General features: G+C 71.4%; 17 protein-coding genes. 16 read left to right on the plus strand and 1 reads right to left on the minus strand.

All coding sequences use genetic code 11. The annotated features are described in order from the left end of the window. The first annotated feature begins 128 nt into the window (after window positions 1–128). Both ACI1MP_RS25245 and ACI1MP_RS25250 read left to right on the plus strand, forming a co-directional pair. On the plus strand, window positions 129–2,768 hold the full coding sequence (locus tag ACI1MP_RS25245) for a valine--tRNA ligase (RefSeq protein ID WP_404869533.1): 2,640 nt from the start codon (window positions 129–131) through the stop codon (window positions 2,766–2,768). Window positions 2,769–3,044: 276 nt separating this feature from the next. Further along, complete coding sequence (locus tag ACI1MP_RS25250; RefSeq protein ID WP_100585685.1) at window positions 3,045–3,563, plus strand: hypothetical protein; 519 nt, start codon at window positions 3,045–3,047, stop codon at window positions 3,561–3,563. 63 nt (window positions 3,564–3,626) lie between these two features. Here ACI1MP_RS25250 and ACI1MP_RS25255 read toward each other — a convergent pair whose 3' ends face one another. Further along, window positions 3,627–5,171: a chitinase gene (locus ACI1MP_RS25255; RefSeq protein WP_404869534.1), complete on the minus strand. Its 1,545-nt coding sequence runs from the start codon at window positions 5,169–5,171 to the stop codon at window positions 3,627–3,629. A 175-nt stretch (window positions 5,172–5,346) separates the two neighbouring features. Between ACI1MP_RS25255 and ACI1MP_RS25260 the strand changes: the two genes are divergently transcribed. From ACI1MP_RS25260 to obgE, 14 genes are all read left to right on the plus strand, one after another. Beyond that, on the plus strand, window positions 5,347–6,741 hold the full coding sequence (locus ACI1MP_RS25260; protein WP_043913984.1) for a folylpolyglutamate synthase/dihydrofolate synthase family protein: 1,395 nt from the start codon (window positions 5,347–5,349) through the stop codon (window positions 6,739–6,741). Window positions 6,742–6,747: 6 nt separating this feature from the next. Beyond that, complete coding sequence (locus ACI1MP_RS25265) at window positions 6,748–7,104, plus strand: DUF4233 domain-containing protein (protein ID WP_100585687.1); 357 nt, start codon at window positions 6,748–6,750, stop codon at window positions 7,102–7,104. Window positions 7,105–7,188: 84 nt separating this feature from the next. After that, on the plus strand, window positions 7,189–7,602 hold the full coding sequence (gene ndk, locus ACI1MP_RS25270; protein ID WP_043913981.1) for a nucleoside-diphosphate kinase: 414 nt from the start codon (window positions 7,189–7,191) through the stop codon (window positions 7,600–7,602). A gap of 335 nt (window positions 7,603–7,937) precedes the next feature. After that, a complete protein-coding gene (locus ACI1MP_RS25275; RefSeq protein WP_043916362.1) occupies window positions 7,938–8,963 on the plus strand; it encodes a rod shape-determining protein in 1,026 nt (341 codons plus the stop codon). Between the two features lie 88 nt (window positions 8,964–9,051). After that, window positions 9,052–9,987 carry a rod shape-determining protein MreC gene (gene mreC, locus ACI1MP_RS25280; RefSeq protein ID WP_043913979.1) on the plus strand — a complete coding sequence of 312 codons (936 nt, stop codon included), beginning with the start codon at window positions 9,052–9,054 and terminating at the stop codon, window positions 9,985–9,987. Next, window positions 9,987–10,634, plus strand: coding sequence for a rod shape-determining protein MreD (mreD, locus tag ACI1MP_RS25285; RefSeq protein WP_380335540.1), 648 nt, complete (start codon window positions 9,987–9,989; stop codon window positions 10,632–10,634). Before mreC ends, mreD begins: the two co-directional genes overlap by 1 nt. Window positions 10,635–10,656: 22 nt before the next feature. Next, the gene (gene mrdA, locus ACI1MP_RS25290) at window positions 10,657–12,891 is read left to right on the plus strand and encodes a penicillin-binding protein 2 (protein ID WP_380335537.1); all 2,235 of its coding nucleotides are present in this window, start codon (window positions 10,657–10,659) and stop codon (window positions 12,889–12,891) included. Then, complete coding sequence (gene rodA, locus ACI1MP_RS25295; RefSeq protein ID WP_404869535.1) at window positions 12,888–14,087, plus strand: rod shape-determining protein RodA; 1,200 nt, start codon at window positions 12,888–12,890, stop codon at window positions 14,085–14,087. The genes mrdA and rodA overlap by 4 nt, the downstream gene beginning before the upstream one ends. A gap of 83 nt (window positions 14,088–14,170) precedes the next feature. After that, a complete protein-coding gene (locus ACI1MP_RS25300) occupies window positions 14,171–16,099 on the plus strand; it encodes a TIGR03960 family B12-binding radical SAM protein (RefSeq protein WP_100585691.1) in 1,929 nt (642 codons plus the stop codon). 281 nt (window positions 16,100–16,380) lie between these two features. After that, window positions 16,381–17,154: a TIGR03936 family radical SAM-associated protein gene (locus ACI1MP_RS25305; RefSeq protein WP_043913969.1), complete on the plus strand. Its 774-nt coding sequence runs from the start codon at window positions 16,381–16,383 to the stop codon at window positions 17,152–17,154. Window positions 17,155–17,517: 363 nt separating this feature from the next. Then, window positions 17,518–21,009 carry a ribonuclease E/G gene (locus ACI1MP_RS25310; RefSeq protein WP_404869536.1) on the plus strand — a complete coding sequence of 1,164 codons (3,492 nt, stop codon included), beginning with the start codon at window positions 17,518–17,520 and terminating at the stop codon, window positions 21,007–21,009. Window positions 21,010–21,246: 237 nt separating this feature from the next. After that, window positions 21,247–21,564: a 50S ribosomal protein L21 gene (rplU, locus tag ACI1MP_RS25315; RefSeq protein WP_043913967.1), complete on the plus strand. Its 318-nt coding sequence runs from the start codon at window positions 21,247–21,249 to the stop codon at window positions 21,562–21,564. 39 nt (window positions 21,565–21,603) lie between these two features. After that, complete coding sequence (gene rpmA / locus ACI1MP_RS25320; protein WP_014135732.1) at window positions 21,604–21,861, plus strand: 50S ribosomal protein L27; 258 nt, start codon at window positions 21,604–21,606, stop codon at window positions 21,859–21,861. A gap of 102 nt (window positions 21,862–21,963) precedes the next feature. Further along, a complete protein-coding gene (gene obgE, locus ACI1MP_RS25325) occupies window positions 21,964–23,424 on the plus strand; it encodes a GTPase ObgE (RefSeq protein WP_043913964.1) in 1,461 nt (486 codons plus the stop codon). The last annotated feature ends 104 nt before the right edge of the window (window positions 23,425–23,528 follow it).

Raw genomic sequence — 23,528 nt, forward strand, 5'->3', positions numbered from 1 at the left:
GCCTCTGTTGCGCGGCCCCGTCCGATCGAGTATGCGGGCACGCTACCGTACGGCCCCCCCGCCGCGCCCGCATGGTCGGTGCACTGTCGGGTCACGATCGGTGTTCCGGCTTCCGTAAACTGTGCGTCGTGACCGACACGACGAACCAGCGCCCCGAGAGCTCGAAGCCCGGGGACGAAGCAGCCACCCTCCCGACGACCTACGCCCCGGCCGAGGTAGAGGGCGTGCTGTACGAGCGCTGGGTGGAGCGTGGCTATTTCACCGCCGACGCGAAGAGCGAAAAGCCCGCGTACACCATCGTCATTCCGCCGCCGAACGTCACCGGCGCGCTGCACCTGGGCCACGCGTTCCAGCACACGCTGATGGACGCGCTGACCCGCCGCAAGCGGATGCTGGGCTTCGAGGCGCTCTGGCTCCCGGGCATGGACCACGCGGGCATCGCCACCCAGAACAAGGTGGAGCAGCAGCTCGCCGAGTCCGGCCTGTCCCGGCACGACCTGGGCCGCGAGGCCTTCGTCGAGAAGGTCTGGGAGTGGAAGGAGAACTACGGCGGCCGGATCCTCGGCCAGATGCGACGTCTCGGCGACGGCGTGGACTGGTCGCGCGAGCGGTTCACCATGGACGAGGGCCTGTCGCAGGCCGTCCAGACCATCTTCAAGAAGCTCTTCGACGACGGCCTGATCTACCGGGCCGAGCGCATCATCAACTGGTGCCCGCGCTGCCTGACCGCGCTGTCCGACGTCGAGGTCGACCACAAGGACCTCCCCGGCGAGCTGGTCTCGATCCGCTACGGCGACGGGGACGACTCGATCGTGGTCGCCACCACCCGCGCCGAGACCCTGCTCGGCGACACCGCGGTGGCCGTCCACCCGTCCGACGAGCGCTACGCGCACCTGGTCGGCCGGACCATCAAGCTGCCGCTGACGGACCGTGAGATCCCGGTCGTCGCCGACGAGCACGTCGACCCGGAGTTCGGCACCGGCGCCGTCAAGGTGACCCCGGCGCACGACCCGAACGACTTCGCCATCGGCCAGCGCCACAACCTGCCGAACCTGACCGTGATGGACGAGCGCGGCACGATCACCGTGCACGGCCCGTTCCTCGGCCTGGACCGGCTGGAGGCCCGCTCCGCCGTGGTCGGCGCGCTGCGCGAGCAGGGTCGCATCGTCGCCGAGAAGCGCCCGTACGAGCACGCGGTCGGCCACTGCTCGCGCTGCCACACCGTGGTCGAGCCGCGGCTGTCGCTGCAGTGGTGGGTCAAGGTCGAGCCGCTGGCCAAGGCCGCCGGCGACGCCGTTCGCGACGGCAAGGTCGAGATCCACCCGAAGGAGCTGGAGCGCCGCTACTTCGACTGGGTCGACAACATGCACGACTGGTGCATCTCGCGCCAGCTGTGGTGGGGCCACCGGATCCCGGTCTGGTACGGCCCGGACGGCGAGGTGATCTGCGTCGGCCCGAACGAGGAGCCGCCCACCGGCGAGGGCTGGGTCCAGGACCCGGACGTGCTGGACACCTGGTTCTCCTCCGGCCTGTGGCCGTTCTCCACCCTCGGCTGGCCGGAGAAGACCCCCGAGCTGGAGAAGTTCTACCCGACCGACGTCCTGCTGACCGGCCACGACATCATCTTCTTCTGGGTCGCCCGGATGATGATGTTCGGCCTGTACGCGATGGACGGCGAGATCCCGTTCAAGACGGTCGCGCTGACCGGCCTGGTCCGCGACCAGTTCGGCAAGAAGATGTCGAAGTCCACCGGCAACGCGGTCGACCCGCTGGACTGGATGGACGCCTACGGCGCCGACGCCGTCCGCTTCACGCTGGCCCGCGGCGCCAACCCCGGCGCCGACGTGCCGATCGGCGAGGACTGGGTCAAGGGCTCCCGGAACTTCTGCAACAAGATCTGGAACGCCACCCGCTTCGCGCTGATGAACGGCGCCACCGTCGAGGGCCCGCTGCCCGCGCCGGAGGAGATCACCGCCGCTGACCGCTGGATCCTGTCCCGGCTGAACGCCACCATCGCCGAAGTCGACGCGTTGTACGAGGACTTCGAGTTCGCGAAGGTCTCCGACACGCTGTTCCACTTCGCCTGGGACGAGGTCTTCGACTGGTACGTCGAGCTCTCCAAGACCACCCTGGGCAAGGGCGGCGCGCAGGCCGACCACGCCCGCCGGGTGCTCGGCGAGGTGCTGGACGTGACGCTGCGCCTGCTGCACCCGATCGTCCCGTTCGTCACCGACGCGCTGTGGACGACGCTCACCGGCGCCGAGTCGGTGGTGATCGCCGAGTGGCCGAAGGACTCCGGCTACCGGGACGCCGACGCCGAGTCGGAGATCGCGCAGCTCCAGCAGCTGATCGTGGAGATCCGCCGGTTCCGCGAGGCCCAGGGCCTGCGCGACACCCAGAAGGTCCCGGCGCAGCTGGAGCTGGCCGGCCACCGGCTGGAGGCGCACGAGGCGGCGATCCGCTCCCGGGTGCGGCTGACGCAGCCGGAGGAGGGCTTCCACGCCACCGCCTCGCTGCCGATCGCCGGCACCACCGTCTCGCTCGACCTGTCCGGCACCATCGACGTGGCGGCCGAACGCAAGCGCCTGCAGAAGGACTTGGCGGCGGCCGAGAAGGAGAAGGCACAGAGCAACGGCAAGCTCGGCAACGAGGCCTTCCTGGCCAAGGCGCCGGACGAGGTGGTCGCCAAGATCCGCACCCGGCTGGCGGCCGCCGAGGCCGACATCGCCCGGATCACCGCCCAGCTCGCGGCGCTGCCGCAGGGCTGACCGCGCGTCAGGAAGGGTCGCCGCTCCCGCATCGCGCGGGCGGCGGCCCTTCGCCTTTCCCGAGTTGGCCCCGACGGCTTGTCAATTCCCTTGGCCGCGCGTCGTCGTAACGGTTTCGCTGCGGCTATTCGTCCGGTATTCCCGGCAATTGGCGCACTCCGCCAAAGGGAATACAACGGGTTGCCGCCCCCCGCGCGTTCAGCGAACTTCGCACATCGAATGTGTACGGTGGGCGGAGTTCCCATTCGGGCGGGGCATCGAACGGAGGGCAGACGCATGGTGGCGACCAGGGAGTTGGCCGACGAACTTCCGATGGAAGAGGTGGAGGCGGCCAAGGCCCGGGCGGCGACCCTCCTGCTGGCATTCCGGCACGGAAACCAGCTCGCCTTCGACACCGAACTCGACCTGCTGCTCGCCGAGGACGCCGAGCGCGAGACGACCACCCTGCTGGTGTGGATCGCCGCCGAGGCGGTCCGCAAGGCCTACGCCCCCGACGTGGCCGACCGGGTGCTGCGCGGCCTGGCCCGGCGCGCCCCGTACGGCGCCTGCGAGGTCGCGGTGGACGAGGAGGCGGCGAGCGCCGCGCTGCTGCTGGAGGCCGTCGCGGACGGGGACGTCGCCGCGGTCCGTGCCCTGGTGGCCGGCACGGCCGACACCACCTACCTGCTGGGCGGCCTGGTGCAGGCGGTGGCGATGATGCTGCCGCTGCTGCCGGACGGCGAGGCCGAGGAGATCGCCGCCGAACTGCGCCGCCGCCACGCCGCCCGACTGCCCACGCCCCGCGTCACGACGTGACGGATCGTCACTGCCGGGGCCCGGCGCGGAACCTCCCGCGCCGGGCCCGGTGCTGACCCGCCGTTACGGCATGGCGTGCAGGTGGGAGCCGACGGTGCCCGCGATGCCGCCGCCCGCGAGGGCGTCCCAGTTGGTGGACCAGGTCATCGCGCCGCCGATGCCCGGCCAGGTCTTCGACGGCTTGAAGGAACCGCAGTTGGTGCCGGCGGCCAGGCAGTCCAGGGCCGCGTTCACGGTCGCCGGACTGGTGTAGCCGCCGCCGGCCGCGCTGGTCGAGGCGGGCACCCCGAGGCCGACCTGGCTCGGGTCGAGGCCGCCCTGCAACTGGATGCAGGCCAGGCCGGTGAGGAAGTTCTCGGTGCCCTGCGAGTACACGCCGCCGTCGCAGCCGAGCATCGCGCCGGAGTTGTAGTACTGCATGTTGACGATGGTCAGGATGTCCCTGGTGGCCAGCGCCAGCTTGAAGTACTCGGTGCCGGTGGACTGCATGTCGATGGTCTGCGGCGCCATGGTGAGCACGAACCCGGTCCCGACCTTGGCCGCCAGGGTGTGCAGCGCCTGCGCCATGTAGGTGGCGTTGACGCCGTTCTCCAGGTCGATGTCGATCCCGTCGAAGCCGTAGGTCTGGATCAGGCTGTACGCGGAGTTGGCGAAGTTGCTCGCCGCGGCCGAACTCGCCACCGAGACTGTGCCGTTCTGCCCGCCGACCGAAATGATCACCTTCTTGCCGGCCGCGTGCTTGGCCGCGATGTCGGCCTTGAACTGGGCGTCGGTGTAGCCGTTCAGCTTCGAGGACAGCGCCGGGTCCAGGGTGAAGGAGATCGCGCCCTGGGTGCCGGTGGCGTCCGCGAAGGCCACCGCGATGATGTCGTACGCCGCCGGGACGTCACTGATCCGCTGCGGCGTCGCCCCGTTGTAGAAGTTCTGCCAGTAGCCGGTCAGCGTGTGCTTCTGCTTGGGCGGCTGCGTGGTGGTCGAGCTGCTCGGCGACGGCGACGAGGAGGTGGACGTCGACGGGGACGGCGAGGCGGAGTCGGACGGCTTCGGCGACACCGAGGACGAGCCGGAGGCGGACGGGCTGGGCGAGCCGGTGCCCGGGCCGACCATCGTCACCTTGTCCACCAGGTACGCGGACTGGCCGTACCAGCCGTGGAACCACACCTGCACCGAGGTGGTGGCGGCGCCCGTGGTGAAGGTGCTGCTGAGCGTGTTCCACCCGGTGTCGGAGCTCCAGGTGGACGGGTCGGTGCCGCCGGTGCCGGTGGCGCCCAGGAACACGTACGTGCCCTGCACCGCCGCGGACAGGGTGTACGTCGAGTTGGGCAGCACGGTGACCTGCTGGCTGCAGTTGGCGTAGTCCGAGCCGGCCGGGGCGCCCTGCAGGTCCCAGCCGGTGGCGGAGTTGTTCACCGCGGTGACGGTCGGGCCGCAGGTCCACGGCGCGATGTGGTTGCCGGCCGAGAAGTCGCCGTTCTGGATCACGTCCACGTTCGCGGCGGTGGCCGTGCCGGTGCCGGTCAGCACCATGCCGACCAGGGCCAGCGCGGCCGACAGCAGCCCGGCGAGCAGGGCCCGCGCGCCGCGCGGGTGTCGATGTGGTGCACGCATGCCATCTCCATGTGGGGGAGTGTCGATGGGGGTGCGGTGCGGGGGAGCCGAGGAGCGGGACGAGCGACTCACACGGTGGAGTAGACCAATTCAGGTGTCAAGAGGGCCCGGGCCGGTTCGCCGGCCTCCGGGGTGGCCGTCGGGGCCCGGCGTCGGGAGTCCTTAGACTGGCGGGGTGAGCGACAAGGCCGAGCCCAACCCCTACACCGTCCGTCCCGCCGACGCAGGCGGCACCGACTCCGAACTGCGCGCCGTCGAGGCGGAGCTGGCCACCCGCTGGCCGGAGAACAAGCTGGAGCCCTCGCTCGACCGGATCGAGGCGCTGATGGACATCCTGGGCCAGCCGCAGCGCTCCTACCCGTCCATCCACATCACCGGCACCAACGGCAAGACCTCCACCGCCCGGATGATCGAGCAGCTGCTCGGCGCCTTCGAACTGCGCACCGGCCGGTACACCTCCCCGCACGTGGAGTCCGTCACCGAGCGGATCAGCCTGGACGGGGCGCCGATCAGCCCGGAGAAGTTCGTCGAGACCTACCGCGACATCGAGCCGTACGTGCAGATGGTGGACGCGGCGCAGCCGGTCGCGATGTCCTTCTTCGAGGTGCTCACCGGCATGGCGTACGCGGCCTTCGCGGACGCCCCGGTGGACGTCGCGGTGGTCGAGGTCGGCATGGGCGGCTCCTGGGACGCCACCAACGTGATCGACGCCCAGGTGTCGGTGATCACCCCGATCGGCCTGGACCACACCGACAAGCTCGGCGACACCACCGGCAAGATCGCGGTCGAGAAGTCCGGGATCATCAAGCCGGGCGCGCTCGCCGTGGTCGCCCAGCAGCAGCTGGACGCCGCCGAGACCATCCTGCGCCACGCCGTCGAGGTGGACGCCACGGTGGCCCGCGAGGGCATGGAGTTCGGCGTGCTGCGCCGCGAGGTCGCGGTCGGCGGCCAGCTGGTCACCCTGCGCGGCCTCGGCGGCCACGAGTACCAGGACCTCTTCCTGCCGCTGCACGGCGACCACCAGGCGCAGAACGCGGCCCTCGCGCTGAGCGCCGTCGAGGCGTTCTTCGGCGTCGGCCAGGGCGGCGCCGAGCACCTGGACGAGGACAAGGTCCGGCAGGCGTTCTCCGGCGTCTCCTCCCCGGGCCGCCTGGAGGTGGTCCGCCGCAGCCCCACCGTGATCCTGGACGCCGCGCACAACCCGCACGGCGCGCAGGCCGCGGTCTCCGCGCTCGGCGAGGCGTTCGGCTTCACCAAGCTGGTCGGCGTGATCGGCACCAGCGGCGACAAGGACGTCACCGGCCTGCTGGAGGCCTTCGAGCCGATCCTGGCCGAGGTCGTCATCACCCAGAACTCCACCCACCGCGCGATGCCCGTCGACGAGCTGGCCGCGCTGGCCGTCGAGGTGTTCGGCGAGGACCGGGTGCAGGTCGAGCCCCGACTGGACGACGCCATCGACGCCGCGGTCACCCTCGCCGAGGAGGAGGACCTCGGCGGCGCCGGCGTCCTGGTCACCGGCTCCGTCATCACGGTGGGCGAGGCGCGCCTGCTGTTCGGAAGGAAGAAGTAGCCGCCGATGCGCACCCTGTGCTCCTCCACCCTGATCGGCGAGGCACTGCTGATCATGTTCGCCGGCCTGGTCGCGATGAAGCTGACCGACGTCGGCACCGGCACCATCTGGGCGGTCAGCGGCGTCGCCATCCTGCTGTGCGTGCTGCTGTGCGGCGTGATCACCCGGCCCGGCGCGGTCTGGGTCGGCTGGGCGCTGCAACTCGGCGTGCTGGCCAGCGGCCTGGTGCTGCCGACGATGTACGCGTTCGGCGTGGTGTTCGGCGGCCTGTGGTGGTGCTCGGTGCACTACGGACGCAAGATCGACGAGTTCAAGGCGCAGCGCGCCGCGGCCGCCGAGGCGCCCGCCCCGGCCGCCGCCTGACCGGGCTGGGCGCGGGGGCGGCCTCCCGCCCGGGGTAGTGTCAGGTGCACACACCGCACCACCGACCTCCTCAGGAGCCGCCCCGTGTCCCAGCGCACTCTCGTCCTGCTCAAGCCCGACGCCGTCAAGCGCGGCCTGGCCGGCGAGATCATCAGCCGGATCGAGCGCAAGGCCGGCTGGCGCTTCGCTGCGATGGAGCTCCGCACCTTCGACCGCGGCACCCTGGAGCAGCACTACGCCGAGCACGTCGGCCGCCCGTTCTACGAGCCGCTGCTGGAGTTCATGACCTCCGGCCCGTCGATCGCGCTGATCGTCGAGGGCGAGAACGTGATCCCGGGCATCCGCGCGCTGGCCGGCGCCACCGACCCGCTGCAGGCGGGCGCGGGCACCATCCGCGGCGACTACGCGACGATCACCCGCGAGAACCTGATCCACGCCTCGGACTCCCCGGAGTCGGCCGAGCGCGAGATCAAGATCTTCTTCCCGGCCCACGTCTGAGGACGCAGGGCGAGGACCCGGTAGGAGTCCTGCACGACCCCGGTGCCCCTGCCTCGGCAGGGGCACTTCGCCCAACTGGGCGTTAATCCTCAAATCACGGAACCCTACTCTCCGACACGGCGTCCCAATGCCAGGAGAAGCCGATCCGGCCCCGGAGAATGGGCGGCACGCCGTACCCGCCGCTCGCACTGTTCGGCGTGATTACGATGGACCCCAACTCACGGGCGCGGAGCGGCTGCTCAGCCGCCGTCAGCCCGTCGGGCCCGCGCGGCGGCGCTCTCCCCCCGCCCTTGATCCACATTCGGGAAGGCACTCGACATCCCATGGCGAACAACCTGTCGTTCCTCGGCCGGGACCTGGCGATCGACCTCGGCACCGCGAACACACTGGTGTACGTCCGGGGCAAGGGCATCGTCCTGAACGAGCCGTCGGTGGTCGCGGTGAACACCAACACCGGCGGCATCCTCGCGGTGGGCGCCGAGGCCAAGCAGATGATCGGTCGCACCCCCGGCAACATCGTGGCGATCCGCCCGCTGAAGGACGGCGTGATCGCCGACTTCGAGATCACCGAGCGGATGCTGCGGTACTTCATCCTGAAGATCCACCGCCGCCGCTACCTGGCCCGCCCGCGGGTCGTGGTCTGCGTGCCGTCCGGCATCACCGGCGTCGAGCGCCGCGCCGTGGTGGAGGCCAGCATGCTGGCCGGTGCCCGCCAGGTGCACATCATCGAGGAGCCGATGGCCGCCGCGATCGGCGCCGGCCTGCCGGTGCACGAGCCGACCGGCAACATGGTCGTCGACATCGGCGGCGGCACCACCGAGGTCGCGGTGATCTCGCTCGGCGGCATCGTCACCGCCCAGTCGCTGCGGGTGGCCGGCGACGAGCTGGACAACGCGATCGTCCAGCACATCAAGAAGGAGTACAGCCTGCTGCTGGGCGAGCGCAGCGCCGAGCAGATCAAGATGTCGATCGGCTCCGCGTTCGGCCTGGAGGGCGAGAAGGACGAGCACGCCGAGATCCGCGGCCGCGACCTGGTCTCCGGCCTGCCGAAGACCGTGGTGATCTCCGCCGCCGAGGTCCGCGCGGCCATCGACGAGCCGGTGAACTCGATCATCGACGCGGTGAAGACCACCCTCGACCAGTGCCCGCCGGAGCTGGCCGGTGACGTGATGGACCGCGGCATCGTGCTCACCGGCGGCGGCGCCCTGCTGCGCGGCCTGGACGAGCGGCTGCGCCGGGAGACCGGCATGCCGGTGCACATCGCCGAGAACCCGCTCGACTCGGTCGCCCTGGGGGCGGGCAAGTGCGTCGAGGAGTTCGAGGCACTGCAGCAGGTACTCGACGCCCAGCCGCGTCGCTAGACAACTTTCCAACTGAAGAACAGACAGGGCTGACAGAGCTGATGGACCAGCAGATGGACAATCGGCACGAAGGGGCGGCACCAGCACCGTGAGGGACACCCGACAGAGTCGACTACTGCTGGTCCTCCTGGTCGCGCTCGCATTCGCCCTGATCACCGTCGACATCAAGGGCGGCCAGGACTCGCCGCTCGGCGCCCCGCGCCGGGCGGCGGCTTCCGTGCTCGGCCCGGTGGAGAACGCCGCGGCGGGCGCCGTCGACCCGGTCGCCGGATACATCCGGGCGATCCGCGACGCCAGCACCCACCAGCAGCGCCTGGACCAGATCACCCGGGAGAACACCGAGCTGCGCCAGAAGCTGGCCTCCTCGGACGCCGCGGCCGGCCGCACCAAGCAACTGGACGACATGCTGCGCACCGCCGGCACCGGCGGCTACACCATCAAGGCCGCGCAGGTGATCGCGGTCGGCGCCGCCCAGGGCTTCTCCTGGACCATCACCATCGACGCCGGCAGCGACGACGGCCTGACCCGCGACATGACCGTCATCGACGGCCAGGGCCTGGTCGGCCGGATCACCACCGTCGCCCCGACCACCGCCACCGTGCTGCTGGCCTCCGACCCCGGCTTCACCGCCGGCGTCCGGTTGGAGGGCAACAACGAGATCGGCTTCGCGGCCGGCCAGGGCGCCTCGCCGATGAAGATCGAGCTGCTCAACGGCCGCGCCCAGGTGAAGGCCGGCGACCGGCTGGTCACCTTCGGCTCGCAGAGCGGACGCCCGTTCGTCCCCGGCGTGCCGGTCGGCACCGTCAAGGAGGTGCAGGCCACCCCGGGCCAGCTCACCAAGACCGTCCTGGTCGAGCCGTACGTGCAGTTCACCCGCCTGGACCTGATCGGCGTGGTGGTCGTCCCGCCGCGCACCGACCCGCGGGACGCCGTGCTGCCGCCGGTCCCCGCCCCGTCCGCCGGCGCCGCGGGCAACCCGCAGGCGCCGATCGCCGCCGCACCGCCCACCACCGGGGGGAACTGATGTTTCGTCCGTCTCGGATCCTGCTGTCCGCCGTCCTGCTGGTGCTCGCCCTGGTGATCCAGGTCAGCGTCCTCGGCCGGCTCCAACTGCCCGGCGCCACCCCGGACCTGCTGATGCTGGTGGTGGTCGGCCTGGGCCTGGTGTACGGCTCGACCGGCGGCTGCCTGGCGGGCTTCTCCGCCGGCCTGCTGGCCGACCTCGCCCCGCCGTCCGACCACGCGGTCGGCCGGTACGCGCTGGTGCTCTGCCTGGTCGGCTACGGCGCCGGCCTGCTCCGCCCGGAGGGCGGCCGGCAGCGCTCAGCGCTCAGCGCGATCGGCGTGGTCGCGGTCGCCGCGGTGGTCTCCACCCTGCTGTACGCCACCGTCGGCGCCCTGGTCGGCGACACCGCGGCCCGGCACGTCGGCCTGACCGGCCTGGTGATCAGCGCCCTGCTGTACGACGTGCTGCTGGCCCCGTTCACGGTGCCGCTGGTGATGCTGATGGCCCGCCGCTTCGACGGCGACCGGGTGGTCAACGAGACGGTGCGCGGCGCGGACGGCGGCTCCGGCCTCGGCGCGCTGGCCCGCTACCGGACCACCCGCGATCCGTCGTCCACCGCGTCCTACAAGAAGAGGCGCGTGCTCGGCCTCGCCAAGCGCCCCTGAGTCCGGGACGGAGTCCGCACACGTGACGAACATTCCCGAGACCGGTCGCACCCGACGGGTGACGATCCGGCTGGTGGTGCTGCAGATCCTGGTGCTGTCGCTGCTGGCGACCCTCGGCGGCCGGCTGTGGTACCTGCAGATCCGCAACGGCAAGGAGTTCACCGCCAAGGCCCAGGGCAACCACATCCGCGAGGTGGTGGAACCCGCGGTCCGCGGCGAGATCCTGGACGCCTCCGGACGGATCCTGGCCGGCAACGAGACCAAGCTGGTGGTGTCGGTGTCCCGCACCGCGCTGATGCAGCAGAAGGACCACGGCAAGGCGGTGCTGACCAGGCTCGCCGACGTCCTCGGCGTGCCCGCCGACGACGTGAAGAACAAGGTCCGGCTGTGCGACGCGAAGACCCCGCAGCCGTGCTGGAACGGCTCCCCGTACCAGCCGATCCCGGTCACCCAGCAGGCCACCACCCAGCAGGCGATGCAGATAATGGAGCGCCGCGAGGACTTCCCCGGCGTCACCGCCCAGCCGACCGCGCTGCGCCGCTACACCGGCGCGGAGGGCGCCAGCGCCGCCCAGATCCTCGGCTACCTGTCGCCGGTCACCGACGAGGAGGTCACCAAGACCGCCGACAAGTCCGGCCGCGAACGCCGCCTGCCGTCCGACCAGATCGGCCGGGCCGGCCTGGAGTCCGTCTACGACGACGACCTGCGCGGCACCACCGGCGTCGACCGGCTGGAGGTCGACAACCTCGGCCGGGTGATCGGCAGCGCCGGCACCACGCCCGCGCAGTCCGGCAACAACCTGGTCACCTCGATCGACGCCCGGGTGCAGAAGGTGGTCGAGGACCAGCTCAACCAGGCCATGGTCGAGGCCCGCAAGGTCTACGACAAGGAGACCAGCAAGAACTACGTCGCCGACTCCGGCGCCGCCGTGGTGATGGACGTGCACACCGGCCGGATCGTCGCGATGGCCAGCGCCCCCACCTACGACCCCAACCTGTGGGTCGGCGGCATCACCGCCAAGGACTACGAGGCGCTGAACAGCAAGGACTCCAACTACCCGCTGATCAACCGGGCCATACAGGGTCAGTCCGCCCCCGGCTCGACCTTCAAGGTGATCTCCACCACCGCCGCCGTGCAGGCCGGTTACGACCTCAACGGGCACTACCCGTGCCCGAAGTCGCTGACCATCGGCGGCCGCGAGTTCAAGAACTTCGAGTCCGAGCAGTTCGGCGACATCTCCCTGGAGAAGGCGCTCGAAGTCTCCTGCGACACCGTCTTCTACGGCCTGGCCTACGACCAGTGGATGAAGGACGGCGGCCTCAAGCCCAAGAAGGACGCCCCGGACTGGTTCTTCAAGACCGCCCACGAGTTCGGCCTCGGCGCCAAGACCGGCGTCGACCTGCCGGGCGAGGTGGCCGGCCGGGTCCCCGACCGGCAGTGGAAGCAGTCCTACTACGACGCGATGAAGCAGTCCTGGTGCGACCAGGCGGCCAAGGGCGGCCACGAGTACACCGACGAGATCGCCCGCGAGAACTGCGCGGACGGCAACCAGATGCGCGCCGGTGACATGGTCAACTTCGCCATCGGCCAGGGCGACACCCTGGTCACCCCGCTGCAGATGGCCCGGATCTACTCGGCGCTCGCCAACGGCGGCACCCTGTACCGGCCCACCGTGGGCAAGGCGATCGTCAGCCCCGACGGCACCCTGGTGCGCGACATCGCCCCGCACGAGGACGGCAAGATCCCCGCCCAGGGGCAGCTGCTCGAGTACATCGACCAGGCCACCGCCGGCGTCGTCACCGCCGGTACCGCCGCCTGGAAGTTCACCGGCGCGGGCTGGCCGCAGGGCAAGATCGAACTGCACGCCAAGACCGGCACCGCCGAGGTCGTCGGCAAGCAGACCACCTCCTGGCTGACCACCTACAGCAAGGACTACGCGGTGGTCATGACGATAAGTCAAGGTGGCACCGGCTCCGGCGGCTCCGGCGACTCGGTGCGCCGGATCTACCAGGCGCTGTACGGCGTCGACGACAAGGGCAACATCGACAACGCCAAGGCGCTGCTGCCCCGGCCGCAGGCCGAACTGCCCAAGTTCAACCCGGACGGCACCGCGATCGTCCCGACCGCGTACACCTACGAGGGCGACCGGACCTTCCTGGACCCGGCCCGCCCGGCCCAGGCCGACCCGGCCACCGCGGTGGCGCTGGCCGCGCTCGAACCCAACCGGGCCGGAAGCAACGGAAGGGGCCGGTCATGACCTCCTACGGCTCGTACCGCACCGTCCGGCTCTCGCCGCGGCGCTCGTCGCTGTCCCGGGCGCTGGCCAAGGACTCCCCGCTGCGCAGGCTCGACTGGATCATGATCCTGGCGGCGCTGGCGCTCTCGCTGATGGGCTCGCTGCTGGTCTGGTCCGCCACCCGCGGCCGCGACTCGCTGACCCACGGGGACCCGCAGTACTTCCTGTATCGGCACCTGACCAACCTGGTGATCGGCATCGGCCTGTGCGTCGCGGTGATCGCGCTGGGCACCCGGCGGCTGCGCACCGCGGTGCCGTTCGTCTACCTGGCCGTGGTCCTGATGCTGTTCGCGGTGCTCAGCCCGCTCGGCTCGACCATCAACGGCGCGCACTCCTGGATCCAGTTCGGCGGCGGCTTCTCCATCCAGCCCGCCGAGTTCGCCAAGCTGGCGATCGTGCTGGGGATGGCCGTGCTGCTGTCCGCCCGGGTAGACGCCGGCGAGCGGGAGTACCCGCCCACCCGCAGCGTGCTGCAGGCGCTGGCCGTGGCGGCGTTCCCGATGGGCGTGGTCATGCTGATGCCCGACCTCGGCTCGGTGATGGTCATGGCCGTCACCACGCTCGGCGTGCTGACGGCCTCCGGCGCCGCCAACCGCTGGACGTTCGGCCTGCTGGCGGGAGGTGTGGCCGGCGCCCTCGCGGTGTGGAAGCTCGGCGTCCTCGACCAGTACCAGATCGACCGTTTCGCGGCGTTCGCCAACCCGGCGCTCGACCCGTCCGGCGTCGGCTACAACACCGCCCAGGCCCGGATCGCCATCGGCTCCGGCGGCCTGACCGGCATGGGCCTGTTCCACGGCACCCAGACCACCGGCCAGTTCGTGCCCGAGCAGCAGACCGACTTCGTGTTCAGCGTGGCCGGCGAGGAACTCGGCTTCATCGGCGCCCTGGTGATGATCGGTCTGCTGGGCGTCATCCTGTGGCGGGCCTGCCGGATAGCGCGTCAGGCCACCGACCTGTTCGGCACGGTCCTGGCGGCCGGCGCGGTCACCTGGTTCGCCTTCCAGGCCTTCGAGAACATCGGCATGAACCTCGGCATCATGCCGGTCGCGGGCATCCCGCTGCCGTTCGTCTCCTACGGCGGCTCGTCGATGTTCGCGGTGTGGATCGCGATCGGACTGCTGCAGTCCGTCCGCTCGCAGCGGCCGATAGCGATCTGACCCTCCACGCGGCGAAACAGTGACCCTCGGGGCTCGGCTACCCTGAAGGGTCACTGCTTTTTCTGCCGTAAAGGTCCTTGCGCATGACTGTCGAATCGGTCTTCCCACGCCTGGAGGCCCTCCTCCCGCACGTCCAGAAGCCGATCCAGTACGTCGGTGGCGAGCTCAACTCGACCGTCAAGGACTGGGACGCCTGCGACGTCCGCTGGGCGCTGATGTACCCCGACGCCTACGAGGTCGGGCTCCCCAACCAGGGCACCATGATCCTCTACGAGGTGCTGAACGAGCGCGAGGGCGTCCTCGCCGAGCGCAGCTACAGCGTCTGGCCCGACCTCGAGGCCCTGATGCGCGAGCACGGCGTCCCGCAGTTCACGGTCGACGCGCACCGCCCGATCAAGGCCTTCGACGTGTTCGGCCTGTCGTTCTCCACCGAGCTCGGCTACACCAACATGCTGACCGCGCTCGACCTGGCCGGCATCCCGCTGAACGCCGCGGACCGCACCATGGACGACCCGGTCGTACTGGCCGGCGGCCACGCCGCGTTCAACCCCGAGCCGATCGCCGACTTCATCGACGCCGCCGTCATCGGCGACGGCGAGCAGGCCGTCCTCGACATCACCGACATCGTCCGCGCCTGGAAGGCCGAGGGGCGCCCCGGCGGCCGCGACGAGCTGCTGCTGCGCCTCGCCAAGACCGGCGGCGTGTACATCCCGCGGTTCTACGACGTCGAGTACCTGCCGGACGGCCGGATCGGCCGCGTGGTCCCCAACCGCCCCGGCGTGCCGTGGCGGGTCTCCAAGCACACCGTCATGGACCTCGACGAGTGGCCCTACCCCAAGCAGCCGCTCGTCCCGCTCGCCGAGACCGTGCACGAGCGGATGTCCGTGGAGATCTTCCGCGGCTGCACCCGCGGCTGCCGTTTCTGCCAGGCCGGCATGATCACGCGCCCCGTGCGGGAGCGAAGCATCACCGGCATCGGCGAAATGGTCGAGCGCGGCCTGAAGGCCACCGGCTTCGAGGAGGTCGGCCTGCTCTCGCTGTCCTCCGCCGACCACTCCGAGATCGCCGACGTCACCAAGGGCCTCGCCGACCGCTACGCCGAGGACAAGATCGGCCTCTCGCTGCCCTCCACCCGGGTCGACGCCTTCAACATCGACCTCGCCAACGAGCTCTCCCGCAACGGCCGCCGCTCCGGCCTCACCTTCGCCCCCGAAGGCGGCTCCGAGCGGATCCGCAAGGTCATCAACAAGATGGTGTCCGAGGAGGACCTCATCAACACGGTGGCCACCGCGTACGGCAACGGCTGGCGCCAGGTGAAGCTGTACTTCATGTGCGGCCTGCCCACCGAGACCGACGAGGACGTCCTCCAGATCGGCGCGATGGCGAAGAACGTCATCGCCAAGGGCCGCGAGGTCACCGGCACCAACGACATCCGCTGCACCGTCTCCATCGGCGGCTTCGTCCCCAAGCCGCACACCCCCTTCCAGTGGGCCCCGCAGCTGTCCGCCGAAGCCACCGACGAGCGGCTCACCAAGCTCCGCGACTCCATCCGCGGCGACCGCAAGTTCGGCAAGAACATCGGCTTCCGCTACCACGACGGCAAGCCCGGCATCGTCGAAGGCCTGCTCTCCCGCGGCGACCGCCGCATCGGCGCCGTCATCCGCGCCGTCTACGAGGACGGCGGCCGCTTCGACGGCTGGCGCGAGCACTTCTCCTACGACCGCTGGATGGCCTCCGCCGAGAAGGGCCTCGCCGGCACCGGCGTCGACGTCGACTGGTACACCACCCGCGAGCGCACCTACGAGGAGGTCCTCCCCTGGGACCACCTCGACAGCGGCCTCGACAAGGACTGGCTCTGGGAGGACTGGCAGGACGCCCTCGAAGAGGTCGAGGTCGAGGACTGCCGCTGGACCCCGTGCTTCGACTGCGGCGTCTGCCCCCAGATGGACACCCACATCCAGGTCGGCCCCACCGGCAAGAAGCTCCTGCCCCTGACGGTCGTCAACAACTGACGTCCCCGAAGCGGAAGTTGGCCCCCGTCGCACTCGTTGCGGCGGGGGCCTCGTGCACTGTGCGCGGCGGACCTCGCGGAGCGCGGCGGAGCCCGGTTCGGTCCGCTGGGCGTTCTGTGCGGGAGCAGGCCCGGCGCGGGTGGGGTGGGGTACCGCGTACCCTTGGAACGACAGAGTTCGGCCGGAGCCGCAAGCGGTGCGAGGCCGGACGGGGACACACTGACGAAGGACTGAGCTCCCTGGCACGCCGCACGCCCGACGGTCCGCCGCCCGCGCCGACGGTGCAGCGCATCCGTCTGCGCTACACCAAGCGCGGCCGTCTGCGCTTCACCAGCCACCGGGACTTCCAGCGGGCGTTCGAGCGCGCGCTCCGCCGCTCGGCCGTCCCGATGGCCTACTCCGCGGGCTTCACCCCGCACCCGAAGGTCTCCTACGCGAACGCCGCCCCGACCGGTACCGCCAGTGAGGCCGAGTACCTGGAGATCGGCCTCGCCGCTGCTCGCGACCCCGAGGCGCTGCGCCGCCAACTCGACGAGTCGCTGCCGCCCGGTCTGGACATCACCGACGCCGTCGAGGTCCGCACCAGCAACTTCGTCGAGCGGCTGGAGGCGTCCGAGTGGCTGCTGCGCCTGCCCGGCGTGGAGCCCGCGGAGGCCGAGCGGGCCGCCGGCGTCTTCCTGGCCGCCGAGGCGGTCGAGGTGCAGCGGATGACCAAGAACGGCCTGCGCACTTTCGATGCGCGCGCCGCCGTCGCCGCCATGGAACTGCTCCCGGAAGGCTCCGTGCAGGTCGGGATCGGTGACGACACACTCACCCAGGGTGCGGACGATGTTCGTACGGCTGCTCCCTGTGCGATACTGCGCCTGGTAGTACGACACGCCACACCCGCCGTACGACCCGACGACGTATTGTCCGGCCTCCGTTCGACGGCCGACCTCGCGCCGCCGGTCCCCGCAGAGGTGACCAGGCTGGCGCAGGGGCCGCTCGACGAGCAGACCGGCACGGTGACCGACCCGCTGGCGCTCGACCGCGCCGCGGCCGAGGTCGGCCGGTAGGCCGCCCCGCCGCGCGCATCCGCCGTCCGCCGAGTGGGCGGGAGCGCAGGCACGGAGTTCAGCTCCGGGCCTGCGGCTCCCCGGCCTCCGCGGCTCCCCAGGGGAGCGAGCGTCGTTGCGCGCAGGCCCGGCCACCCTCGGCCCGGCCGCTTGAAAACTGAGAAGACTGGTCAGACCAGAAGACTTTTCGACTTCCCGCGCCGTGCGGGGGTCGAGCGAGACTACGAGCCCCTGTGCGGCCTCGCGTCCGAACGACGGCACCGTGGGAGCCGGAACCGCCCGAAAGGCGCGGCCGGCTGGTGAAAGCGGTGGCACGTCGTGCCCGGATGCGGAGCCCGGGGGCCTGACGGGAGACACACCCGCATGCTCGAAAACACCGAACCGCAGTCCGCTGCGGCCGACAACACCGACGACGGCACCTCCGCCGCTCCGCCGCGCCGCCGCCGCCGGGCGGTCTCCCGCCCGGCCGGCTCCCCGCAGGGCGCCGCCACCGAGGGCGCCGAGACCGTCGTCGGGGCCGCCCCGGCGAGCACCGAGGAGCCGCCGGCCGCCGAGAAGCCCGCCCGGGCCCGGCGCACCCGCAAGCGCGCCGAGTCCCCGGCCGGTGCGCCGGAGACCGCCCCCGTCGCGGCCGAGGAGCCGGTCGTCGAGGAGCCCGCGGCCGAGGAGCCCGCCGCCGAGCCGGTCGCCGAGGAGAAGCCCGCTCGTGCCCGCCGGGCACGCAAGCGCGTCTCCGCGCCCGCCCAGAGCCCCGTCGCGGCCGAGGAGCCGGTCGTCGAGGAGCCCGCGGCCGAGGAGCCCGCCGCCGAGCCGGTCGCCGAGGAGAAGCCCGCTCGTGCCCGCCGGGCACGCAAGCGCGTCTCCGCGCCCGCCCAGAGCCCCGTCGCGGCCGAGGAGCCGGTCGTCGAGGAGGAGCCCGAGGCCGAGCCGGTCGTAGAGGAGCCGGTCGCCGAGCCCGTCGTCGAGGCCTCCGCCGAGCCGCCGCGCGCCCGCCGCCGTGCCGTCCGCCCCTCCACCGCGATCTTCCAGGCCCCGGTCTTCCAGGAGCCCGCGCCCACTGCCGCCGCCGCCAAGGCCGCGCCCGCCGCCAAGGCCGCGCCCGCCGCCAAGGCCGAGCCGGCCCAGGCCGCCGCGCCGCAGGTCGAGGACGAGGGCGAGGGCGACGACGAGTTCGAGTACAGCGGCGTCGGCCGCCGCCGCCGGGTGCGCACCCAGGTGCGCGTCCAGCAGTCCGCGAAGGGCGGCAGGGGTGCCAAGGCCGCTGCCCAGCCCGCCAAGGCCGCTGCCCAGCCCGCCAAGGCCGCGGAGCCGGTGAAGGCCGCTCCGCCGGTGAAGGCCGAGGCCCCGGCCGAGGTCGAGGCGCCCGCCGCCGGACCGGAGCAGGAGTCGGAGTGGGAGGACGACCGTCCGTCCCGCCGCCGCCGTCGGGGTGGCCGCCGCCGCCGTCGCGGTGACGCCGAGGACGCGGGCGAGCCGACCGAGACCGTCGAGACCGAGGCCGAGGACGCCCACGAGGAGCCCGAGGCCCAGGACGGCCACGACGAGGACGATGACGAGGGCGAGGACGACCTGGCCGCCGGCCTGTCCTCCTCGCGCCGCCGCCGTCGCCGTCGTCGCCGCAGCGGCGAGGGCGGTGCCGACGCGGGGGAGACCACCGAGGACGGCGTGCGCACCGTGGTGAAGGTCCGCGAGCCGCGCCGTCGCTCCACCGAGCCCGCGTTCGACCCGGACGAGGTGCAGTCCATCAAGGGCTCCACCCGCCTGGAGGCCAAGAAGCAGCGCCGCCGCGAGGGCCGCGAGCTGGGCCGCCGCCGGGTGCCGATCATCACCGAGGCCGAGTTCCTGGCCCGCCGCGAGTCCGTCGAGCGGGTCATGGTGGTCCGCCAGACCGGCACCCGCACCCAGATCGGCGTGCTCGAGGACGGCGTGCTGGTCGAGCACTACGTCAACAAGGAGCAGGCCACCAGCTACGTCGGCAACGTGTACCTGGGCAAGGTGCAGAACGTGCTGCCGTCGATGGAGGCCGCGTTCGTCGACATCGGCAAGGGCCGCAACGCCGTGCTGTACGCCGGCGAGGTCAACTTCGGCGCGCTCGGCGGCCACAGCGGCCCGCGCCGGATCGAGTCGGTGCTGAAGTCCGGCCAGTCCGTGCTGGTGCAGGTCTCCAAGGACCCGATCGGCCACAAGGGCGCCCGCCTGACCAGCCAGATCTCGCTGCCCGGCCGCTACCTGGTGTACGTGCCCGAGGGCTCGATGACCGGCATCTCCCGCAAGCTGCCGGAGAACGAGCGGGCCCGCCTCAAGCAGATCCTCAAGAAGATCGTCCCGGACGACGCGGGCGTGATCGTCCGCACCGCCGCCGAGGGCGCCTCCGAGGAGGAGCTGACCCGCGACGTCCAGCGCCTGCAGACGCAGTGGGAGGAGATCCAGAAGAAGGCCGCCTCCGGCAACGCCCCGGCGCTGCTCTACGGCGAGCCCGACATGACGGTGCGGGTGGTCCGCGACATCTTCAACGAGGACTTCACCAAGGTCATCGTCAGCGGCGCGGACGCGTGGAGCACCATCCACGACTACGTCTCCAACGTGGCCCCCGACCTCACCGAGCGCCTGCAGAAGTGGACCTCGGACGTCGACGTGTTCGCCACGTACCGGATCGACGAGCAGCTGATGAAGGCGCTGGACCGCAAGGTCTGGCTGCCCTCCGGCGGCTCGCTGGTGATCGACCGGACCGAGGCGATGGTCGTCGTCGACGTCAACACCGGCAAGTTCGTCGGCCAGGGCGGCAACCTCGAGGAGACCGTCACCCGCAACAACATCGAGGCGGCCGAGGAGATCGTCCGCCAGCTGCGGCTGCGCGACCTCGGCGGCATCATCGTGATCGACTTCATCGACATGGTGCTGGAGTCCAACCGGGACCTGGTGCTGCGCCGCCTGCTGGAGTGCCTGGGCCGCGACCGGACCAAGCACCAGGTGGCCGAGGTCACCTCGCTCGGCCTGGTCCAGATGACCCGCAAGCGGGTCGGCCAGGGCCTGCTGGAGTCCTTCTCCGAGCCCTGCGTGCACTGCAACGGCCGCGGCGTGATCGTCCACATGGACCAGCCGCACAGCCACGGCGGCGGCGCCGCCGCGGCGACCACCACCGCCGCTGCGGGCGAGGGCGGCGGCAAGCGCCGTCGCCGGGGCCGCGGCGGGGCGGGGCAGGCCGAGGCGGAGGCCGTCGAGACGGTCGAGAGCGTCGAGCCGGTCGAGGCCGTCGAGGAGCCCGTCGTCGAGGTCGAGGTCGAGGAGATCGTCGAGCCGGTCGCGGTCGAGGAGCCGGTGGCGGCCGAGCCCGTCGTCGAGGAGAAGCCGAGCCTGGTGGAGATCCCGCCGGCCGCGGCGGCCCCGGCTCGCACCCGGCGCCGCGCGGTGCGCAAGGCCACCGCTCCGGCCGGAGCGTCCGGCGAGGCCGAGATCGTGGTGCTGCAGGCCCGCGCCGAGGCTGCGATGGAGGCCGCGCTGAGCGCCGCGGAGAAGTCCGCCGCCGAGCAGCCGGTCGCCGAGACCGCTGCCGAGGTGACGGCCGAGGCCGTGGCCGCGGTGGAGCCCGAGGCCGAGGTCGCCGTGGCGGTCGAGACCGAGGAGCCCGTCGAGGAGCCGGCGCCGAAGAAGCGGGCCCCCCGCAAGGCGGCCGCCAAGACGACGGCTGCCAAGACGACGGCCGCGAAGAAGACCACCACCGCCAAGAAGGCCGCGGCGAAGAAGACCACCACCGCGGCCGCCAAGAAGACCACCGCCCGCAAGACCGCCACCAAGCGGACGAGCGCGGCGGCCAAGAAGGCCGCGGCCGCCGAAGGTGACGGCGCCGCAGAGTGAGCCCCGGGGCCGGGACCACCACCGATCCGGTGACGGTCCCGGCCCGCTGTACGGCCCGGTTTGTCTTCGGCTGGACCGGTCCGTATTCTTGACCCTCGGCGTGTTGACGCCATGCTCCTGAGCACCTCACCTCCTGGACGAGGGCCGGTTCCGGCTCTTTTCGGGGGAGGCGGCCTGTGTCCATACCCAGGCTGCTGGCATCCGGAGCTCCGACCGAGTTAGGAAAGTAGGTACCGCATGTACGCGATCGTTCGCGCCGGCGGCCGCCAGCACAAGGTTGCCGTGGGCGACGTGCTGGAGATCGACCGTATCGAAGCCAAGCCGGGTGACTCGGTCGAGCTCTCGACCATCCTCATCGTCGACGGTGAGTCCATCACCTCCGACCCGTGGGTGCTCGGTGGAGTGAAGGCCCACGCCGAGGTCGTCGACCAGACCAAGGGCGACAAGATCGTCATCCTGCGCTACAAGAACAAGACCGGCTACCGCCGTCGTCAGGGCCACCGCCAGAAGTACACCGCGGTGCGCATCACCAGCATCGACTCGGTCAGCAAGTAATCACACTTACTGCGGTCTTCCTAGAAAGGGGATAGCCAGATGGCACACAAGAAGGGTGCGAGTTCCACTCGCAACGGTCGTGACTCGAACGCTCAGCGCCTCGGCGTGAAGCGCTTCGGTGGTCAGGTCGTCTCCGCCGGCGAGATCATCGTTCGCCAGCGTGGCACCCACTTCCACCCGGGTGCGAACGTCGGCCGTGGCGGCGACGACACCCTGTTCGCCCTGACCGCCGGTGCCGTGCAGTTCGGCAACCGTCGCGGCCGCAAGGTCGTCAACATCGTGGCCGTCGAGGCCTGAGTCTGTACAGACTCGCTGTGAAGGGTGGGCCGGGACTATCCGGGCCCACCCTTCGTGCTTTACCAGCAGGACCATTTTTCTCATCGCACAGGAGGCAGACACATGACCACCTTCGTGGACCGCGTCGAACTGCACGTCGCCGCGGGTAACGGGGGCCACGGCTGCGCCTCCGTGCACCGTGAGAAGTTCAAGCCGCTCGGCGGCCCCGACGGGGGCAACGGCGGCGAGGGCGGCTCGGTGACGCTGGTGGTGGACTCGCAGGTCACCACCCTGCTCGAGTACCACCACTCGCCCAAGCGCAAGGCCACCAACGGCAAGCCCGGCGCCGGCGGCCACCGCACCGGCGCCGAGGGCCAGGGCCTGGTCCTGCCCGTCCCGGACGGCACCGTCGTCCTCGACCGCAAGGGCAACGTGCTGGCGGACCTGGTCGGCCACGGCACCACCTTCGTCGCCGCCCAGGGCGGCCGCGGCGGCCTCGGCAACGCCGCGCTGGCCTCCGCCCGCCGCAAGGCCCCCGGCTTCGCACTGCTCGGCGAGCCCGGCGAGGCCCGCGACATCGTGATGGAGCTCAAGTCCGTCGCCGACGTCGCGCTGGTCGGCTACCCGAGCGCCGGCAAGTCCTCGCTGATCTCGGTGCTCTCCGCCGCGAAGCCGAAGATCGCCGACTACCCGTTCACCACCCTCGTCCCCAACCTCGGTGTGGTGACCGCCGGTTCGACCGTCTACACGATCGCCGACGTGCCCGGCCTGATCCCCGGCGCCAGCCAGGGCAAGGGCCTCGGCCTGGAGTTCCTGCGGCACGTCGAGCGCTGCGAGGTGCTCGTCCACGTCCTCGACTGCGCCACCCTGGAGCCGGGCCGCGACCCGCTCACCGACCTGGAGACCATCGAGGACGAACTCGCCCAGTACGGCGGCCTGGAGGACCGGCCGCGACTGGTCGCCCTCAACAAGATCGACGTCCCGGACGGCCAGGACATCGCCGACCTCACCCGCGCCTCGCTGGAGGAGCGCGGCTACCGGGTCTTCGAGGTCTCCGCGCTCGCCCACAAGGGCCTGCGCGAACTCTCCTACGCCCTCGCCGAGATCGTCTCCGCCGCCCGCGCGGCCAAGCCGGTCCAGGAGAACACCCGCATCGTCATCCGGCCGACCGCCGTGGACGACGCCGGCTTCACCATCGAGGAAGAGGACGGCGCGTACCGCATCCGCGGCGTCAAGCCCGAACGCTGGGTCCGCCAGACCGACTTCGCCAACGACGAGGCCGTCGGCTACCTCGCCGACCGGCTCGCCCGGCTCGGCGTCGAGCAGGAACTCTGGAAGGTCGGCGCCAAGGAGGGCGACACCGTCATCATCGGCCCCGACGAGAACGCCGTGGTCTTCGACTGGGAGCCCACCATGGCCTCCGGCGCCGAGATGCTCGGCCGCCGCGGCGAGGATCACCGCTTCGAGACCCAGCGACCCGCCGTCGACCGCCGCCGCGAGAAGCAGCGCGGGCGCGATGCCGCGGAGCAGGAGTTCCTGGACTTCTCGGCGCTCAGCTCCGGCCGCGAGGAGCTGGAGCAGTAGCAGGAGCGAAACCAGGGGCGCGGGGAACTGCGCGCAGCGGAAGGCAACCGCCGGCAAGATCGCGACGCAGGGCAATGACTTGCACGTGTTCGCGACCTTGCTGA

Origin of the sequence: Kitasatospora griseola, from assembly GCF_044999035.1 — a bacterium.
In the GTDB taxonomy this organism is placed as follows: domain Bacteria; phylum Actinomycetota; class Actinomycetes; order Streptomycetales; family Streptomycetaceae; genus Kitasatospora; species Kitasatospora griseola.

Excerpts from the sequence above, each read along its gene's own strand:
- ACI1MP_RS25250 (WP_100585685.1), top strand. The coding sequence starts at position 3,045 with ATGGTGGCGACCAGGGAGTTGGCCGACGAACTTCCGATGGAAGAGGTG.
- ACI1MP_RS25255 (WP_404869534.1), bottom strand. The coding sequence starts at position 5,171 with ATGCGTGCACCACATCGACACCCGCGCGGCGCGCGGGCCCTGCTCGCC.
- ACI1MP_RS25265 (WP_100585687.1), top strand. The coding sequence starts at position 6,748 with ATGCGCACCCTGTGCTCCTCCACCCTGATCGGCGAGGCACTGCTGATC.
- mreD (WP_380335540.1), top strand. The coding sequence starts at position 9,987 with ATGTTTCGTCCGTCTCGGATCCTGCTGTCCGCCGTCCTGCTGGTGCTC.
- rodA (WP_404869535.1), top strand. The coding sequence starts at position 12,888 with ATGACCTCCTACGGCTCGTACCGCACCGTCCGGCTCTCGCCGCGGCGC.
- ACI1MP_RS25300 (WP_100585691.1), top strand. The coding sequence starts at position 14,171 with ATGACTGTCGAATCGGTCTTCCCACGCCTGGAGGCCCTCCTCCCGCAC.
- ACI1MP_RS25310 (WP_404869536.1), top strand. The coding sequence starts at position 17,518 with ATGCTCGAAAACACCGAACCGCAGTCCGCTGCGGCCGACAACACCGAC.
- rplU (WP_043913967.1), top strand. The coding sequence starts at position 21,247 with ATGTACGCGATCGTTCGCGCCGGCGGCCGCCAGCACAAGGTTGCCGTG.
- rpmA (WP_014135732.1), top strand. The coding sequence starts at position 21,604 with ATGGCACACAAGAAGGGTGCGAGTTCCACTCGCAACGGTCGTGACTCG.
- obgE (WP_043913964.1), top strand. The coding sequence starts at position 21,964 with ATGACCACCTTCGTGGACCGCGTCGAACTGCACGTCGCCGCGGGTAAC.